At 68.9% G+C, this 16487-nt stretch carries 16 protein-coding genes and 1 pseudogene; 9 read left to right on the forward strand and 8 right to left on the reverse strand.

Annotated elements, in window-relative coordinates:
• The first annotated feature begins 256 nt into the window (after window positions 1-256).
• On the forward strand, window positions 257-3700 hold the full coding sequence (locus ACGF4F_RS36635; protein ID WP_393084969.1) for a hypothetical protein: 3444 nt from the start codon (window positions 257-259) through the stop codon (window positions 3698-3700).
• A gap of 598 nt (window positions 3701-4298) precedes the next feature.
• Here the strand turns inward: ACGF4F_RS36635 and ACGF4F_RS36640 are convergent.
• Window positions 4299-5090, reverse strand: coding sequence for a class I SAM-dependent methyltransferase (locus ACGF4F_RS36640; RefSeq protein WP_357444484.1), 792 nt, complete (start codon window positions 5088-5090; stop codon window positions 4299-4301).
• Window positions 5091-5681: 591 nt separating this feature from the next.
• Between ACGF4F_RS36640 and ACGF4F_RS36645 the strand changes: the two genes are divergently transcribed.
• Both ACGF4F_RS36645 and ACGF4F_RS36650 read left to right on the forward strand, forming a co-directional pair.
• Window positions 5682-6635, forward strand: a complete 954-nt coding sequence (locus ACGF4F_RS36645; RefSeq protein ID WP_393084973.1) for a hypothetical protein — start codon at window positions 5682-5684, stop codon at window positions 6633-6635.
• Between the two features lie 353 nt (window positions 6636-6988).
• Window positions 6989-7147: a hypothetical protein gene (locus tag ACGF4F_RS36650; RefSeq protein WP_393084975.1), complete on the forward strand. Its 159-nt coding sequence runs from the start codon at window positions 6989-6991 to the stop codon at window positions 7145-7147.
• Window positions 7148-7410: 263 nt separating this feature from the next.
• On the opposite strand, the gene ACGF4F_RS36655 is transcribed toward ACGF4F_RS36650, so the two are convergent.
• Window positions 7411-7818, reverse strand: a complete 408-nt coding sequence (locus tag ACGF4F_RS36655) for an arsenate reductase ArsC (RefSeq protein WP_393084978.1) — start codon at window positions 7816-7818, stop codon at window positions 7411-7413.
• 100 nt (window positions 7819-7918) lie between these two features.
• Between ACGF4F_RS36655 and ACGF4F_RS36660 the strand changes: the two genes are divergently transcribed.
• Window positions 7919-9055, forward strand: coding sequence for an RNA-guided endonuclease InsQ/TnpB family protein (locus tag ACGF4F_RS36660; RefSeq protein WP_393084981.1), 1137 nt, complete (start codon window positions 7919-7921; stop codon window positions 9053-9055).
• 140 nt (window positions 9056-9195) lie between these two features.
• Here the strand turns inward: ACGF4F_RS36660 and ACGF4F_RS36665 are convergent, their stop codons facing one another.
• The 3 genes from ACGF4F_RS36665 to ACGF4F_RS36675 are packed head-to-tail and all read right to left on the reverse strand — an operon-like array spanning window position 9196 to window position 10810.
• The gene (locus tag ACGF4F_RS36665) at window positions 9196-9711 is read right to left on the reverse strand and encodes a GNAT family N-acetyltransferase (protein ID WP_393084984.1); all 516 of its coding nucleotides are present in this window, start codon (window positions 9709-9711) and stop codon (window positions 9196-9198) included.
• Window positions 9708-10439 (reverse strand): MIP/aquaporin family protein, encoded by a 732-nt coding sequence (locus tag ACGF4F_RS36670; RefSeq protein WP_357444493.1) that lies wholly within the window; start codon window positions 10437-10439, stop codon window positions 9708-9710. The genes ACGF4F_RS36665 and ACGF4F_RS36670 overlap by 4 nt, the downstream gene beginning before the upstream one ends.
• Window positions 10436-10810, reverse strand: coding sequence for a metalloregulator ArsR/SmtB family transcription factor (locus ACGF4F_RS36675; RefSeq protein WP_357444496.1), 375 nt, complete (start codon window positions 10808-10810; stop codon window positions 10436-10438). The genes ACGF4F_RS36670 and ACGF4F_RS36675 overlap by 4 nt, the downstream gene beginning before the upstream one ends.
• Window positions 10811-10887: 77 nt before the next feature.
• Between ACGF4F_RS36675 and ACGF4F_RS36680 the strand changes: the two genes are divergently transcribed.
• The 3 genes from ACGF4F_RS36680 (at window position 10888) to ACGF4F_RS36690 (ending at window position 12307) form a co-directional block, all read left to right on the forward strand.
• Entirely contained in the window at window positions 10888-11037 is a 150-nt protein-coding gene (locus ACGF4F_RS36680; protein ID WP_357444499.1) for a hypothetical protein, read from the forward strand.
• Window positions 11038-11056: 19 nt separating this feature from the next.
• Entirely contained in the window at window positions 11057-11515 is a 459-nt protein-coding gene (locus ACGF4F_RS36685; protein WP_357444502.1) for an ArsI/CadI family heavy metal resistance metalloenzyme, read from the forward strand.
• A 189-nt stretch (window positions 11516-11704) separates the two neighbouring features.
• Window positions 11705-12307, forward strand: a complete 603-nt coding sequence (locus ACGF4F_RS36690) for a hypothetical protein (RefSeq protein ID WP_393084990.1) — start codon at window positions 11705-11707, stop codon at window positions 12305-12307.
• A gap of 219 nt (window positions 12308-12526) precedes the next feature.
• Here the strand turns inward: ACGF4F_RS36690 and ACGF4F_RS36695 are convergent, their stop codons facing one another.
• Complete coding sequence (locus ACGF4F_RS36695; RefSeq protein ID WP_393084999.1) at window positions 12527-13006, reverse strand: helix-turn-helix transcriptional regulator; 480 nt, start codon at window positions 13004-13006, stop codon at window positions 12527-12529.
• A 42-nt stretch (window positions 13007-13048) separates the two neighbouring features.
• A pseudogene (locus ACGF4F_RS36700) lies at window positions 13049-13222 on the reverse strand (HTH domain-containing protein); the annotation flags it as partial.
• A 50-nt stretch (window positions 13223-13272) separates the two neighbouring features.
• Between ACGF4F_RS36700 and ACGF4F_RS36705 the strand changes: the two are divergent.
• Window positions 13273-13962 (forward strand): alpha/beta fold hydrolase, encoded by a 690-nt coding sequence (locus ACGF4F_RS36705; RefSeq protein WP_393084993.1) that lies wholly within the window; start codon window positions 13273-13275, stop codon window positions 13960-13962.
• 117 nt (window positions 13963-14079) lie between these two features.
• Here the strand turns inward: ACGF4F_RS36705 and ACGF4F_RS36710 are convergent, their stop codons facing one another.
• Window positions 14080-14928, reverse strand: a complete 849-nt coding sequence (locus ACGF4F_RS36710; RefSeq protein ID WP_357444511.1) for a LysR family transcriptional regulator — start codon at window positions 14926-14928, stop codon at window positions 14080-14082.
• Between the two features lie 66 nt (window positions 14929-14994).
• On the opposite strand from ACGF4F_RS36710, the gene ACGF4F_RS36715 reads away from it, so the two are divergent.
• Window positions 14995-16188, forward strand: coding sequence for an MFS transporter (locus ACGF4F_RS36715; RefSeq protein WP_393084996.1), 1194 nt, complete (start codon window positions 14995-14997; stop codon window positions 16186-16188).
• The last annotated feature ends 299 nt before the right edge of the window (window positions 16189-16487 follow it).

Raw genomic sequence — 16487 nt, forward strand, 5'->3', positions numbered from 1 at the left:
CTCGGTCACGTCGGTGACGTCAGCCAATTCCACCGCCACCCACTTCGCCCGTCGCGGTTCATTTTCGAGACCACGTAGCGACGATCACGTGGCGGACGTGTCCACGTCTTCCTGCTCCTATCAGCAGAGTCTCAAACGGCGGCTGGTGTTGGTGCGGCGCGAGGGGAGGAGCCCGTACGATCCTTCGACACAGGAGTCGTGCCAAGGCTCGGTGAGGCAGCTATGTCAACTTGTACTCGTTCAGGTGGGGGTGTGAATGGCTAACGACGCGTTCGACTTGCGTGGTAGGGATCGCGCACTCGCGATTGTCCGTGAGTTCGCGACTCGGCCGGAGTTGAAGGGCCTGCCGACCACCCGCCGCACGCCGATGCTGATCTTCACCGGTCCCAAGGGCTGCGGGAAGACTGCGCTGCTGGGCGTTCTGCAGAGCGAACTCAAGGGAAAGGTCCCGTACGCGCGCGTCAACTGCGGCAACTTGAAGAGCACCACCGCTTGGGAAGTCTTGTCGCTGCTCGCCTTCGACCTCAACCGCAACGCTGCCGGCTATCGTTCGATCCCGTTCCCCCGCTTCGTCACTGCCCAGGTGGCAATCTCCGCGCAAATCGACGCCCCTGGCCCGGCTGCCCGCCTAATCATCCGGAACGCGCTGGAAGATGCGCGGCACATCGACCAGCTTCGCATACTTCTCGGCAACCTGGCGCAAGATATCAGCGGCGCGATTGCGGGGATGGGTGCCATCCCGGGAGCGACCACGGCCGCTCAGTACGGGCCGAAGCTCCTGCTGGACGGCCTGGTGTCGTGGCGGCTCGGCCGCCGCGTCATGCTGGGTGAAGGGCTGGAGTGGTACGGCTCCGGTGACAACGCGTACGACCAGTTGGTGTGGCTCAACAAGCTCACCCGGGAGGACGCGAGCGAGGCCGAGCGCAAGGAAGCCACCGAGCTACTGTGGGCCGCCTTCCTGGCCGACCTGCGAGCCGCGTTCGACAAGCGGCGCGCGGCCAGATGGTCGCTGAACTGCGTGTTGCTGCTGGACGACATCGACACCAAACCCGGCCGCCTGCTCTACCGCGCGCTCGCCGACGCCCGCCGCAGCGAAGCGGATCCGCTGACCGTAGTCGCCACCAGCGCCGGCGGCGTAGTGCGGCACGTGGCGCCGGACGAGGAGATCCCATTCGCCGAGGAGGCGAGCTACGACGACTACCTCGAACGCCGGCAGGGCCAGTTCGCCAGCGACTCCTATCCGGTGGCGCTGCGCGACCTGACCCTGGACGAGGTCACGGACATGGTGTCCGACATCGCCGGCCCCCGGCTCGGCGCGCGCCGCGCAGTCGCGGCCGAGGTGTACCGCTTCACCCAGGGTCATCCCGCCGCCACTGCCGTGATCGCCAAGGCCATCGACGACCACACCGGCGGGGCAACGTCCGTGAAGCGGCTACTGGGGTCCCGTTGGCGAGGCCCGGTCGACAAGGCCCCGGTCACCGTCGAGGAGCGGCTACTGCGCGAGCTGCTCGGTTCGCCATCGGAGGCGGTGCTGGCCACCCTGGAAGCCTGCTCCGCCGCCAGGGACGTCGAGCAATCCGACGAGCTGGCGCGCAGCGGCCTGGTGCCTCCGCCGCGTGACGGCGCCGGACTGGTGCCCGCCGAACTGAGGGTGCAAGACACCGGTACGGGGCGCGAGGCCATGTTGCCCGCCCTGCGCCACCTGCTGCTGCGCCGCCTGGCTGGCACACCCGAACGGTGGACGGCGGTGCACACCTGGTTGCGGGACAACGGCCGGGAATCCGACCGCTTCTATCACGCGCTTGCGCTTCGGGACGTCGACGCGGTGGTACAGCGCCTAGAGGAGTTGCTGCCTGACGGGCGGGCGTGGTTTGCCGAGCTCGATGCGGTTACCGCGGCGCCCAACGACCTCGATACCGACGACGCCGACCCTACGCAGGTGCTCGCCGTGACCGGCCGCGCCGGACCGGCTGATGAGCTCGGTCGGACGGTCGCCCGCGTGGTGGTGGCACTGTGGGCTGCCAACGACCCCTTGTCCACCGCAGACCGGGCGGACCTCTACGGCAGCGTTGCGTGGGACCTGAAGACGCTGGCACAGCGGCCGGGCGTGCCGCGCAACGATTTCCTCAAAGCTGCGGCGCGATTCGAGGCCAGGGCTGAGGCGGGCGGCAGCCCCGTGCCGAGCCCTCCCGGGCGGCGCCAGGCGTCGGCGCCGCGGCGAGAGACTGTCGACTTCACACCGCCGATGGCGAAGGTCATTCGGAGCAGGGCGCGGCTCAGGCTGGCGGCGGTCATCACTGTGGTGGCGCTGCTGCTGAGCTCTGCGGTCGCCTTCGGGGTGACCAGGTTCACCAGCTGCGACGACGGCGTCGATAAACGGGACGGCGAGTGTGTCGGGGTCACCGACGGCTCCTACGTGTTCGGCGGCGAGCTCGCCACAGTGCAGCGGCGGATTCTGGCGGAGAACAAGCGCGTGCAAGAGCGGCCACATGTCACCGTCGCGCTCCTCACGCCGCTGCTGCCCACCGGCGTGGGGAGCGTGACCTGGCCACGAATCCGCGCCCAGCTCGAAGGCGCCCACATCGCCCAGCTTGCCGCCAATGAGGACAAGCGCGAGCCGAAGGTCCGGCTGCTGCTGGCCAACCCGGGCAGCCGACAGCAGCAGTGGCGACGGGTGGTCGACCAGCTCATCGAGGTAGCCGGCGAGGAACGGCTGGTCGGTGTGATCGGTGTCGGCCAGAGCACCATAAACGCCCGGGAGACCGCACGAGCGCTGTCAGCGGCTGGCATCCCGATGGTGGCCTCGGTACTGACCGCCACCGAGTTCAACGTCGAGCCATCCGCCGAGGCAGGCACTACCAGCCGTTACATCAGAGGGTTCGCCCGGGTCAACTCCACCACCGGTGACCAGATCGCGGTGCTGTCGGACTACCTGGCCCGACGGAGTACCGGCAAGGCCATGCTCGTCTACGACAGCGACGACAACGACCTCTACACCTCGACGCTCTACAAGGAGTTCAAAACAGCCGCAGCGGGCCGCAGGCTCTCGATCAGTGTGGAGAGCCGATTCGACACCGAGGCGTCGCTGGACACCCAGTTCCGCGAGATCACAAAAGACCTCTGCGGTGACGGCGCACCGGACATCGTGCTCTACGCTGGCCGCGCCGTGCTGCTGGACGATCTGATCAACAACCTGCGCCAGCGCGGCTGCGCGCGGGACCGTCGGATCACCCTCGTCACCGGTTCAGACGCGTCGATGCTGCGCACCAGGCCGGACCTGCTCCCTCGGAGCGACGAGCCGGGCCTGTCCATCGTCTACACCCCGCACGTCGACCCAGAGGCCGCGCGGGCAATGGGGATCGCCGAGTTCGATCGGCTCACCGCCGAGTTCGAACGCCTCGGCTTCGACACGACCGACCTTGCCGACGGCTGGGGGGTCATGATGCACGACGCGATGCTGGCACTGACGGAGACGATCAGCCGCACCGCCAACGGGTTGAAGCCCGGGGAGTTACCCACGCGGCAAACCGTCCGCTCCGAGTTGGGGCGATCCGACCGCGAGCGCAACCAGGTGCACGGCGCCGGCGGCACCTTCACGCTGGACGCCACGACCGGCAACGCCGTCGGACGTCGGCTGCCCGTCATCGAGGTCGGGCCAACCGGGGAGTTCCAGGTGAAGGCGATCTCGCCCGCCCGCTGAGCGCGCCGCACCGGGCCAGCCCGGTGCGGCAACCGAGCGGGCCGCACCGGCAGACTCGGATCTTCACCACCTACATCAAGGCCGACCTGCGTGCTGTCGCTGGTGTCGTCGGCGATGACCGGCCAACCACACCCACTCGGCACGATGGACGGAATCTGCGCCGCCTGCCCGACAATCACTCGCGATTGACCGGTTTTCCGAATGAGATCCTGTCGCTTTGTTTGGCCGGTGGGGGAGCAGCCCCTGGACCCCGCACGAAGTGGCGGGTCCGGTCGAGAGGCTGGGGATGAGCGATATCGACCCGAATGGGTTTGGGTTCCGCCAGAAGGCTGGGTGTGTGAAACTATCGCGGGTGGCCGAAGCCCTGGACTGAGTGACGGGAGCTGCGGATGGACGGCGCAGACGGCGGGGGAACACCCGGTGACGTTGCCGCCATGATCGGCAGCCCTTTCTATACCGGGTCAGCGAAGTTAGTGGGGTCGGCTGGCACAGCGCTCCACTTGGCCAGTCGGAGATTGGCCATATCGAATAAACCAGTGGCCAATCTTCGAATGGCATTTCGTGGTTCACGGCCGTCTCGGCCGGCGCCGCGGCTGGGTCAGCCTGGCTTGACCGCCAGCGTCGCAAAATAGTTCGACATGTATTGGGCGGATGCGTTGGACTGGTCCGGTGCTTCTGCGAAGCCGGTGAGGACGAACCCCGCAGCGAGTTGCCCGCCGATCTGGTCGGTGAGGGTGTGACTATATTCAAGAGGGGCATCCGCGCCGAACTTCGTGGCGCGTTCCTCGGCGGAGTACTGCGTGACATCGCTGTAGGGCAGCTTGTGCACGACGACCAGCTCGCCGCGCTCCTCGAGGGCCTCGTGGTCGAACAAGTACACATCAGGGTTGAGGAAGCCCGCGAGCAGAGTTCCGCCCGGTCGCAGGACGCGGAAGCACTCACGCCACACCGGTGCCAAGTCGGGTACAAATACGTTCGAGACCGGGTGGAACACAACGTCGAATGCCGCGTCGCCGAAGGCGCTGAGGTCGCGCATGTCACCCAGGACGGTGCGCAGCTCGAGTCCGTCGCGCGCCGCCACCATCTGGTCCTGGCCGAGCTGGCGGGGCGAGTTGTCGAACACGGTGACCCGCGCCCCTGCGGCGGCGAGGATCGGACCCTGCTGGCCACCGCCGGAGGCCAGGCACAACACGTCCTTGCCGGTCAGGTCCGTCGGCAGCCAGGAGCGGTCGACTGGCTCACGCCCAATGAGAACAATCGACCAGTCGCCCATACGGGCGCGCTCGACATCCTCAGCACTCACCGGCCTCGACCACTCGTTGCCCTCCTGGACATACTTGTCCCAGGCTGCCCGATTATGGGCACCGGGGTCGACGACAATGTCCTGCACGTTTAACTCCCTGCTACAGCCAAGCGGACACCAGCGGTTTCGCTGCCGCTAGCCAACACGATCACAGGTGCGGGCTCAACGAAATTAGCGGGCGTCGAGGTGCCCACGGGCTCGCCAGGTGGTCGCGCTGTGGGTGCGTAAGCGCTGGTTGACGGGGTTGCGGAAGCCGTGGGCGTCGCGGGCGACGGTCTGCGCCGCACCCTGCTTCGTCGACCGGCAGGGTACTCGTCGCAAGACTTGCTTCCCGGCCGGATCCATCCCCGCGGGCGGGCCGTGTCGCCGTTGAGGCGCTTCTGCGCGGAGTCGACGAGCCGCCGCAGGGGCGTGCCGTTCGGGTGCTCGCCCGGTAGCCCGCTGTTCTGCGCCGCCTCGATGTGCTTGGCCAGGTTCGGGTACGCCCCGCTCTTTGAATAGGTCATCAGCCGTTAACTCGACACTCCCGACCCTGCACGAACTCCTGGAACGTCGGCCCGACCCGTACGGCCCCTGACCCGGCACGGCTTCCCTGGGCGTCCCGCGCCGCGGGACCATCCCGGTCGGCATCGATCAGATACGATATGTCGACCGGTCGGTCATAAGGGGGAGTGACGTATGGGTCGTCGACGGAGGATCACCTGGCGGTATCTCGCCGCCGCGCTGCTGGCGCTGACCATGGGAGCGGTCGTCCTGCCGGTGCCCGCACAGGCGGTGGACTACCCCGGCGGGCGGCGCATCTACAGCGTCGCGCTCGGGGCCATCCCCGCCGCCGGCGCGCCCGCCACCGGTCCGGTCTGGGTCCGGCTGGCGACCTACTACTTCTTCGGCAACGGCACGGTGACCGAGAGCTTCTGGTACTGGAACCGGGCCACCGTCGTCGGGGCCGCCGGCACAGGCGTCCGGACGACCGGCTGCACCGGCCACGACTGCGAGGTGCGGACGGCCGCCGAGTTCCAGCCCGGTGGCGTCGTGAAGTCCCTGAGCGGCACGTACACCAACTCCGGTGACAGCATCACCATCACCTGGAGCGGGGACGTCCAGGAAACCTGGGCGGTCAGCCAACCCGCCAGCGACCTGGCCCGGCTCGACTTCGTCAGCTCCAACTACGGGGTCACCGTCGGCTGGGGCTTCGGCAGTTCCGCCTCGAACGACGCGTACACGCCGGTCAGCAACATCCCACTGGCCCAGTACACCGGCCGGTACGCCGGCTACAGCGGAAGCACCGGTGCCGCCGGCCCCAGCGGGATGGACCTCCGGTCGTTCGCCCGATGCAACGGGAACTGCCTGAGCTGGCTCAGCCCCCCGACCGCCACCTGTTCGTCCTGCCCGAACGGCGCGACCTCCGCCCCGATCCGCTACTACCTCGCGGGAGCGGGCCGGCGGAACTTCTACGAGCACTGGTGCACCTGCCTGACGTCGAGCACCTGCTACGCCGGTGGTTCGCACCGCAAGCCGCAGCTCCAGGTGATCGGCGACACTGGGACGTTCCACGGGTGGGTCGGCGTGGAGGCGTCCAACTCCACGGCGAACACCGGCTACTTCGCGGTGCATTTCCACGTGAACGTCTGACCGGCCGGGGGCACCGCCCGGCTCAGGTCAGGGTGCGCAGGTCCAGGGTCTGCCAGGCGGTCACCGTACGCCCGCCGGTGGATCACCAGAGCACGTCGTCCCGGCAGAACACCAGCCCCACCCCGCCGGCCACCGCCACGTCGACTCCCGTCTCGTGCGCGGCCCCGTGCCGCACGTTCGGGAACGCTTCTGCCTCACCGACGACGCGGCCACACCCAACTGACGTACACCGGCGAGATGGGCACCGACGGCTGGGCGCTGGGCGCTGGGCGCCAGGTGGGCAGGCTTGCCTGTACGGCCTGCTGGGCGCCACCACCGGCCTGCTGCTGGCCCTGCCGTACGCCACGCTGACCATGGCGGCGTTCGCCGAGGACACGCTGGTGCGGTTCCCGGTCGGGCAACTCGCCCTGGTGGTGCTGGCGCTGGCGGTGGGAACCGCACTGGCCGGGCTGCCCCCGGCGCGCCGGGCGGCCCAGGTCAGCCCGGTCGCGGCGCTGGGCTCAGCCGACTGACGGCAACTGCCCGGCAGACGACTGCGGGTGGCAGGTGGCGTCCGCCACCCGCCGCCCGCCCCGCTGCGCGGGGCAGCCTCGGCCGGTCCGTTGGTGCGTGTCCCTCCGGACGCTTACCCGCTTGACCAACCGGGCTGTTGCGCCACGCGTTTGCGGGCAGGGAGTCGTGTTGACCTGTCCCGGCCGTGTCAACGGCCCGCATGAGCGAGTGTCGGCCCCCGCCCGACGGGTGACCGGGCGGACGGGCAGCGCCGGCGGGTTGGTCAGGCGGTGGGACGCAGTTCGGTGAGGAGCTTCTCCACCCGGGTGCGGATCGCGTCCCGGATCGGGCGGACCGCTTCGACGCCCTTGCCGGCCGGGTCTTCGAGCTTCCAGTCCTCGTAGCGCTTGCCGGGGAAGACGGGGCAGGCGTCGCCGCAGCCCATGGTGACGATGACGTCGGAGGACTCGGCGGTGGCGTATTCGAGGAGTTTGGGGGTCTGGTCGGTGATGTCGATGCCGACCTCGTGCATGGCCTCGACGGCGGCCGGGTTGATCTGGTCGGCGGGGGCGGAGCCGGCGGAGCGGACCTCGACGGTGTCGCCGGCGAGGTGGCGCAGCCAGCCGGCGGCCATTTGGGAGCGGCCGGCGTTGTGGACGCAGACGAACAGGACGCTGGGCTTGTCGCTCATCGGATTTGCGGCGTGGAAACCCGGCCGTTTACGGCCGGGAGGAAACGCCGCCCCTCCCCTCAGTGATCGTCTTACATGGACGGTTGGTAGGGTGTGAGGCGTGGGTGAGGTGGTGAAGCGGGCGTACAAGTACCGCTTCTACCCGTCTCCTGAACAGGCTGGGCAGTTGAACCGCACCTTCGGGTGCGTGCGTGTGGTGTACAACCGGGCGTTGGAAGCGCGGACCCGGGCGTGGGCGGTGGACCGTCAGCGCACCACCTATGTGCAGTCGTCGGGGTGGCTGACCGAGTGGAAACGCACGCAGGAGTTGGCGTTCCTGAACGAGGTGTCGTCGGTGCCGTTGCAGCAGACGTTGCGGCATCTGCAGGCGGGGTTCGTGGCGTTCTGGGACAAGCGGGCCCGGTATCCGCGGTTCAAGTCCAAGCGCAAGTCGCGGGCGTCGGCCGAATACACCCGTTCCGCGTTTCGTTGGCGTGACGGTCAGCTCACGCTGGCCAAGATGAACACCCCGTTGGACATCGTGTGGTCGCGGCCCCTGCCCGAAGGGGCGCAGCCGTCGACCGTCACGGTGTCCCGGGACGCCGCCGGCCGCTGGTTCGTATCCATCCTGATCGAGGACCTGACCGTGAAGACGCTGCCGCCGGTCGCGGGCGTGGTCGGTGTGGACGCGGGCATCACCAGTCTGCTCACCCTGTCCCACCCGATCCCCGGAATCAGCGACGAGCAGGGCAAGGTGGCCAACCCGCGGTACGGGCAGGCCGACCGGCGCAAGCTGGCCAAGGCGCAGCGGAACCTGGCCCGCAAACAGAAGGGCTCCGCGAACCGGGCCAAGGCCCGGCTCAGAGTGGCCCGGATCCATGCCCGTATCGCCGACCGGCGTCGGGACCACCTGCACAAGCTGACCACTCGACTCGTCCGTGAGACTCAAACGGTCGCGATCGAAGACCTCAGCGTGCGCAACATGCTCCGCAATCGCCGCCTGGCCCGTGTCATCTCCGACGCGGCCTGGGGTCAGTTCCGCAGCATGCTGGAGTACAAAGCCCAGTGGTACGGGCGTGAGGTGATCCCCGTCGACCGGTGGCTGCCCACGTCCAAAACCTGCTCCGGTTGCGGGCGGATCAACACCACCCTCGCCCTCAACGACCGCTCCTGGACGTGCCCCGGCTGCAAGGCCGAGCACGACCGGGACATCAACGCTGCCAAGAACATCCTCGCCGCCGGGCTGGCGGAGAGGTAAAACGCCTGCGGAGCTGGCAGAAGACCTCAAGGGAAAGTCCTCCCGGAAAGGCAGTCGGCGATGAAACAGGAACCCTCACGGGCAACCGCGGGAATCCCGGCTCCTTCAGGGCCGGGAGGATGTCAACGGTGGTGTTCCTGTCAGTTGATGGTGGGGCTGCGGCGTTCGATGAGGGTGACGTCGCGCCAGGTCCCGTGGTGGCAGCCGACGCGTTCACGGGTGCCGACGGTGCGGAAGCCGCAGGCGGTGTGCAGGGCGAGGCTGGCGGTGTTCTCGGGGAACAGGCCGGACTGGATGGTCCAGATGCCGGCCTGCTCGGTGGAGGCGATCAGAGCGTTGAGCAGGAGCCGGCCGACGCCTCGGCCGCGGGCGTCGGGGTGGACGTAGACGGAGTGCTCGACCACCCCGGCGTAGACGCACCGGTCGGACACGGCCGAGCAGGCAACCCAGCCGAGGACCCGGCCGGTGGGGTCGACGGCCACCCAGCGGTGGCCGGGCAGCCGGCTGTCGGTGAACTGTTCCCAGGTCGGTGGCTCGGTTTCGAAGGTGGCGTGGCCGGTGGCGATGCCGAGCCGGTAGATGTCCAGGACGACGTCGGCGTACTGGTCGCCCATGGCGGTGATGGTGATTCCTGTGGTGCTGGCGGGAGCGGTCATCGGCTCTCCTCGGCGAGGTGCGGCACGACCACGGCGTCAGCCGCATCGGCGGCGCCTGGGTACCAGGCGGCGAGTGCGGCGACGGCGACCAGGCCGCCGACGAGCTGGGCGGCGATGAAGCCGGGCACGGATGCAGGGGCGATGCCGGTGAAGGTGTCGGTGAAGGCCCGGCCGATGGTGACGGCCGGGTTCGCGAACGACGTCGACGAGGTGAACCAGTAGGCCGCGCCGATGTAGGCGCCCACGGCGGCCGGCGCGGCGGACGTGCGGCCGGAACGGGCGAGGGCGAAGACCAGGACAACCAGGCCGGCGGTGGCGACCACCTCGCCCAGCCACAGGCTCCCCCCGGTCCGATCGGTGCGGGACCAGGCCACGGCCGGCAGCCCGAACATCAGGTCAGCCAGGACCGCCCCAACGATCGCGCCGCCGATCTGGGCGGCGGTGTAGGCGGCCAGGTCGCGGCCTGTCAGGCCGTTGCCGGCGCGGCGGCCGAGCCACCAGTCGACGGCGGACACCACCGGGTTGAAATGCGCGCCCGACACTGGCCCGAAGGTCAGGATCAGCGCGCCCAGGGCCAGGGCGGTGGCGATCGCGTTTTCCAGCAGCTGGAGACCGACGTCGCTGGGGGAGAGTCGGGCGGCGGCGATCCCGGATCCGACGACGGCGGCGACGAGCAGGGCGGTGCCGGCGAATTCCGCCGACGCCCGCCGGGGCAGGGTGAGGCTCACGCGGTGCCACCGGCGGCCGGGGTGGTGGAGATCGTCAGCAGCGCCCCGAGCTGCTGGAACGCTTCCGGCTTCACCCGGTACCAGACCCACGTGCCGCGACGCTCGGAGTCGACCAGGCCGGCTTCGCGCAGCAGTTTGAGGTGGTGGGAGATGGTCGGCCCGGACAGGTCGAACGCCGGGGTCAGGTCGCAGACGCAGATCTCCGGCACCGAGGCGATCATCGACATCAGCCGCAGCCGGACCGGGTCGCCCAGGGCTTTGAACATCGGTGCGACCGCCGCTGCCTGATTGGCGTCCATCGGGCTCGCCGCGATGGGGGAGCAGCAGGCGACCGCGTTCAGGTCCACCACCGGCAGCGTTTGTTTCGACATGCCTCTAGGTTGACAGATTTCAAAACAGGGTGCAACGTGGGTCCTGCTTCGAAAACCATCTAGGCAAGGACGAAGCGATGATCAAGCTGTTCCGCCGTCGTCCCCTCGACGCCCAAGCCGTGACGTTCTGCGAATCGCGTGGGCAGGTGTGCGCCCCGGCTTGCCGCGCCGACGCCCGCTACGAGCACGCCCGCACTACCCCACTCACCAACCGTTGCATCCGCTGAACCGCCAGGAGGAATGACCATGTCCCGTGTCCAGCTCGCCCTGCGCGTGTCCGACCTCGAAGGCTCCGTCGCCTTTTACGCCCAGCTGTTCGGTGTCGAGCCGGCCAAGCGCCGACCCGGCTACGCCAACTTCGCCATCGAGAACCCGCCCCTGAAGCTCGTCCTCCTCGAGGGCGAGGCCGACCAACCCACCGTCATGGACCACCTGGGCGTCGAGGTGTTCAGCACCGACGAGGTCAACGCCGCCACCACGCGCCTCACCGACGCCGGCCTCATCACACTCGAAGAGAACGACACCGAGTGCTGCTACGCACTCCAGGACAAGGTCTGGGTACGCGGCCCCGGCAACGAACCCTGGGAGGTCTACACCGTCAAGGCCGACTCCCCACAGTTGGAGAAGACCGCCGAGACCGCCTGCTGCACCCCGGCTGCCGAGACGGAACCCGCAACCAGCGGGACCGCGTCAAGCTGCTGCTGAAGGTGGTGTGGGTGCCCGGCGGCCGTGGCCCGCCGGGCACCCACACCCTCCACGCGTTCCTCTCGACGGCGACAGACAGCAACAGGAGGCGTGCTCGGTGACCACTTCAGTGCCTCCGAAGCGGTCAGGCCGCTCCCACAGGGGCTCGAGTCACGGGGGATGTCGGCCTGTGCTGTTACTTTGCCGGCCGTGAATGATCAGCTGACGTGGATCGACCGGATCATCGACGTGACCGGATGGCGCCAGGAGCCCGAGGATGGCGTCGGCTGGGAGCAGGTGGAAGCCGAGCTGGGCGTCGCGCTGCCGACGGACTTCAAGGAACTGTGCCGGCGGTTCGTGCCGGGGGCGTTCTACGCCTACCTAGACCTTCTGCGGCCGACCGACGATCACGCGCAGCCGCTGCTTCGGACGTGGGATTTTTCCCGGCAGTGGCCAAGCAGTAGTGACTCCGCGCAGTTGTGGGCCCCCTACGAGATCTACGAGCCCGGCAAGGGGTCGGGGCTGATCCAATGGGGCAGCGATCAGACCGAGGGGGAGTACTACTGGCTGGCGGACCGCGCTGTGGAGCCCGACCGGTGGCCTGTGGTCGCGCGGTCGGACGGCATCGAGCCATGGCACCAGCTCGACATGTCGACGGCCGAGTTCGTCTACCGGGTGATCGCGGATCCGGAGTTCAAGCCGTTCACGGTGGCCGACCCACCGCGGCGACCCTTCTACCTGCCGCATTGGGGGCCGTTCCCGATGAGCGCTGACGACTGGGACGCTCTCACCGACCCGAATCGCAAGAGCTGAACTACGTCCTCGAAGCGCTGCCGTTCGGGGACAACAGCCAACGGCCCCCGCGCGGCGAAGGCGGCGCGTGAAGGTGCCATTCGGCGGGGTACTCGATAGCGTTGTTGCTTTCCGCGCAGAGGCAGAAGTCAACCCGGACCCGCCCTGCCTGGCCGCAGTGCGCCAGGGTCTGGTGTCGGTCGACCGTGGAAGCGGACTGGTCGGCGATGACGGATGGCGTCACAGGTCGGCGATGGCTTCGGCGGTGGTGGGCGGTGTGCCAACGGCTTCGATGGGGATACGAGTGGCGGGCTGGGTTGTCAGGCGTGCGGCGCTGATGCGATCGAGGCGGAGCCAGCGGATCGCTTGACGAGTGTGGCAGTGCCCGACGAGGTACCAGTGTCCTTGGGTGCGGGCCAGGAGCACGGGATCGAGTTGCCGGGTGGTGGGCGTGCCATGCCGGTCGCGGTAGTCCACGACGAGGACGCGTTGTGTGTGGAGTGCTTGCTCGATGGCGTGCCGAGTCCGGGCATCGCCGGGTGTGTCGGTGTGGTCGATCCAGACCCGACCGTTCAACGCGGTGGCGTTTTCTCGTGTGCGGGTGTCCATCACGCTGAGCACCTTGACGAGGGCGGCGCGGGCGTGGCTGTCGAAGGGCTGTCCGCGGTGGGCGGCCACGGCGGCGGCGAGGCCGGAGACCTCGGCGTCGGTGAAGTTCACCGGCGGGAGGGTCGCGGCGGCGTCAACGACGTAGCCACCACCGGGTCCGGGGCGAGCCCAGACCGGGAAGCCGCCGTGTTGCAGAGCCGAAATGTCCCGTTTGATCGTGCGGACGCTGACCTCGAAGACCTCGGCGAGTCGTTCCGCCGAGCGCCCGGCGGACCCCGCGCGCCGTAGTTCCTCGCGGAGGGCGTAGAGACGGTCAGTTCGGTTCATCCAATAAATAGTGACATGCCGGTGACATTGCTGGAGGCGACGCTGGTGTCATGAGCACTGCACGCGATCCGATCATGTTCCTCAGCGGCGCCGGGCTTCCCGCCTGGATCTGGGATGACGTCCGCCGCGACCTCGGCGAAGGGCAGCAGACCCGTGTCGCTTCCCGACCGCAGGGCGGCCGGGCCCGGTTGCGCGACTACGCCCAGGCGGTCATCGACTCCGCACCGCCGGGTGGGTTCGTGATCGTCGCGCATTCGGCCGGTGGTGTGATCGGCGCCGAGGTCGCCCGGCTCGTGCCGGAACGCGTCAGCGCGTTCCTGGCGATCAGTGCCGTGATCCCGCAGCCGGGAGGTTCGTTCATCTCGGCGATGCCGGTGCCGAACCGGTGGGTGCTCAGTGCCGCGATGCGAGTCGCCGGTACCCGGCCGCCGGCGTCGGCGATCAGACGTGGTCTCGCCCATGGTCTGGACGAGGAGGTCGCCGACCGCATCATCGCCGACTTCACCCCCGAGTCACCCGCCCTCTATCGAGACCGGATTGCTCACCGGTCGTGGAGCGGGTGGCGCGGTTACCTGCGCACCACTGACGACCGTGAGTTGCCGGTTGCGCTGCAACAACGCTGCGCCGAGCGACTCGGCGCAGCCTGGCAGAACGACCTGAATACGGGGCATCTACCGATGCTCGAAGACCACCAAGCCGTCGCGGCTGCGATCACGCGATTCCTCGATGCACGGCCGTGACACAGATCGACTGGGGCGTAGCTGGTAGCTGGTCCGGGAATGCCGGCTCGTCAAGCAGGCTGCCGGGCGGGGCCGCGAGGTGTGCTCGGAAACCGGCGCGCTGACCAGCCGCGATACTCAGATCATGCGTCGTAGCGCGGTCTCCACGGCATCGATCAGCGGATCACCTTCGGTCCGTGGGTGCCGTGCGAGACCGAGCTCGACGTCCGGCAGGGCCGGCAGGGCGTCTGCGTCGTGGCAGGCCATGACCGGTTCGAGGTTTGCGGGCATGAGCGCCGCGACGCCGAGCCCGGCCCGTACCGCGGCGAGCACACCGAGCAGGCTGTTGCTTTCGAACGCCACCCGCCAGCGCCGATCGGCACGTTCGAGCGTTTCCAGCACCGACGTACGCCAGAAGCACGGGTTCGAGAACAGCACCACCGGCAGCGGATCGGCAGCCACGTCCACGCCCTGGCCGATCGCCCAGACCAGCGGGCGGCGTACCGTCCAGCGCGGCGGTCCGGGAAGGTACGGCACCTCGTCGAGCACGAGTTGGACGCGGCCCGCGTCGTAGGCCTCCCGCATCGCGGCGTTGGAAAAGGTGAGCACCTCCAGCGTCGCGCCGGGGTGCAGCCCGGCGAGGTCGGCGAGGGCCTGTGGAAGCTGGGACGCGGCGAGGTCTTCGAGCAACCCGACGCCGCAGCGGCCGGTAAGCGCGCGCCCGGTTTCGGTGAGTGCCTGCGCGGAGAGCGAGAGGATGCGTTCGGCGTACGGCAGGAGTTCCTCACCTGCCCGGGTCGGCGAGACGCCAGACGGCGACCGGTAAAGCAGCGGACGGCCGACAACGCTCTCGAGCTTGCGCAACTGCTGGCTGAGCGCGGGCTGGGTATGTCCGAGCGCGGTCGCGGCGCGGCTGATGCTGCCCGCCCGCACGGCGGTGACGAACGACCGCAGCAACGCCGTCTCAAGATCCCTGGCCATAAGCATTCATTATGCCAGGCCCAAGAAGGTCGCCACTTCCTATGGGTTGGCGGATGACCTAGCGTCCCGCAGGTGACCAGATACCGACAGGTGCTCGCCGTGCCCGGGATGGCATCGCTGCTGGGCGTCTCGCTGCTCGCCCGCACCGCGATCACGGCCTCCGGGATGGCGCTGACGATGTACGTCGTTCTAGGCCTGGACATGAGCTATGCGGCAGCGGGAGGAGCCGCGGCAGCCATGACCACCGGTCTCGCGCTGGGCGGTCCGCTGCTGGGCCGCATGATCGACCGGCGGGGCGTGCGTATCGTGCTGCTGATCACCGTCGTGGTTCAGGTCGCGTGTTGGCTGAGCGTCGCGGTACTGCCGTACACGACTCTGCTGGCCGTCGCCTTCGTAGCAGGTCTGCTGATGGTGCCGGCCCCGATGGTGACCAGGCAGGCGATCGCCGCGATGACGAAGGCGGGACAGCGCCAGGCCGCCTTTGCGCTGGAAGCGATACAGGGCGAACTGTCCTACATGGTAGGCCCGCCGATCGTGATCCTCTGCGCGGCACAACTGCCCTCCGGCGTGGTGGCCTGGGGCGTCGGCGCTGCGATCGTGGCGGGCGGAGCGGGGATCGCCCTGCTCAACCCCTCGCTGCGGGCCGAGGACGAGGCGCCGGCCGATCCAGCCGGCCGCCCTCGTCGCCGGGAGTGGCTGGGCCCGAGATTGATCGCGGTGCTGGTGATGGCGTTCGGCGCGACGATCGTGCTCAACGGTACCGACTTGGCCATCGTGGCCACTCTCAAGGAAGCCGGCCAGGTCTCCTGGGCCGCCGTCGTGGTGGCCGTGTACGGCGCGGCCTCCATCGCTGGCGGGCTTCTGTATGGCGCGCTCCCGCGACCGCTGCCCGCCTGGTTGCTGCTCGGCCTGCTCGGGCTGGTAACCATTCCCGCGGGACTGGCCGACGACTGGCGCTGGTTGTGTGTGGCAGGCTGCGGCGCGGGGCTGCTTGCCGCACCGGCTCTTTCCGCGCTGTCCGACGCCGTGAGCCGGCTGGCACCCGCGAGCGTGCGCGGTGAGGCGACAGGCTTGCAGTCCTCGGCGCTGGGCGCGGGCTTCGCCCTTGGCGTCCCGATCGTTGGCGGGGCGATCGACACGTCCGGACCGGCAGGCGGATTCGCGACGGCTGGGCTTGCCGGCCTCGCCGCCGCGCTGATGGGATGGCTGCTGTCCCGCCGTTCGCCCGCCCGAACGCGGGTGATCTTGTATCCGGTCAGTCGGTAATGCCGGTGGCGGGCTCGGCCGGCGGCGCGCAGCTCTCGCAGGTCGGGGATGTGGTGGTAGAGCGTGCCGGGGCTGATGCCGAGCGCGAGCCGGTCCAGTGCCGGGTATGACGAGGGTGTCGCCGGGGTGCATGAAGTCCAGGCGGGCGGCGAGCGGGCTTAGCAGCGTTTCCAATATCTGTTCGGGCGATGTGCGTGCCGATCCGTCATCGGAATTGCGGCGTGGAAACCCGGCTGTTTACGGCCGGGAGGAAACGCCGCCCCTCCCCTCAGTGATCGTCTTACATGGACGGTTGGTAG

This window comes from Micromonospora sp. NPDC047740 (genome assembly GCF_043204735.1).
Lineage (GTDB): Bacteria > Actinomycetota > Actinomycetes > Mycobacteriales > Micromonosporaceae > Micromonospora.

Bases quoted from the DNA above. Each gene is read 5' to 3' on its own strand.
- ACGF4F_RS36635 (WP_393084969.1), top strand. From the start codon at position 257: ATGGCTAACGACGCGTTCGACTTGCGTGGTAGGGATCGCGCACTCGCG.
- ACGF4F_RS36645 (WP_393084973.1), top strand. From the start codon at position 5,682: ATGGGTCGTCGACGGAGGATCACCTGGCGGTATCTCGCCGCCGCGCTG.
- ACGF4F_RS36650 (WP_393084975.1), top strand. From the start codon at position 6,989: ATGGCGGCGTTCGCCGAGGACACGCTGGTGCGGTTCCCGGTCGGGCAA.
- ACGF4F_RS36655 (WP_393084978.1), bottom strand. From the start codon at position 7,818: ATGAGCGACAAGCCCAGCGTCCTGTTCGTCTGCGTCCACAACGCCGGC.
- ACGF4F_RS36665 (WP_393084984.1), bottom strand. From the start codon at position 9,711: ATGACCGCTCCCGCCAGCACCACAGGAATCACCATCACCGCCATGGGC.
- ACGF4F_RS36675 (WP_357444496.1), bottom strand. From the start codon at position 10,810: ATGTCGAAACAAACGCTGCCGGTGGTGGACCTGAACGCGGTCGCCTGC.
- ACGF4F_RS36680 (WP_357444499.1), top strand. From the start codon at position 10,888: ATGATCAAGCTGTTCCGCCGTCGTCCCCTCGACGCCCAAGCCGTGACG.
- ACGF4F_RS36685 (WP_357444502.1), top strand. From the start codon at position 11,057: ATGTCCCGTGTCCAGCTCGCCCTGCGCGTGTCCGACCTCGAAGGCTCC.
- ACGF4F_RS36705 (WP_393084993.1), top strand. From the start codon at position 13,273: ATGAGCACTGCACGCGATCCGATCATGTTCCTCAGCGGCGCCGGGCTT.
- ACGF4F_RS36710 (WP_357444511.1), bottom strand. From the start codon at position 14,928: ATGCTTATGGCCAGGGATCTTGAGACGGCGTTGCTGCGGTCGTTCGTC.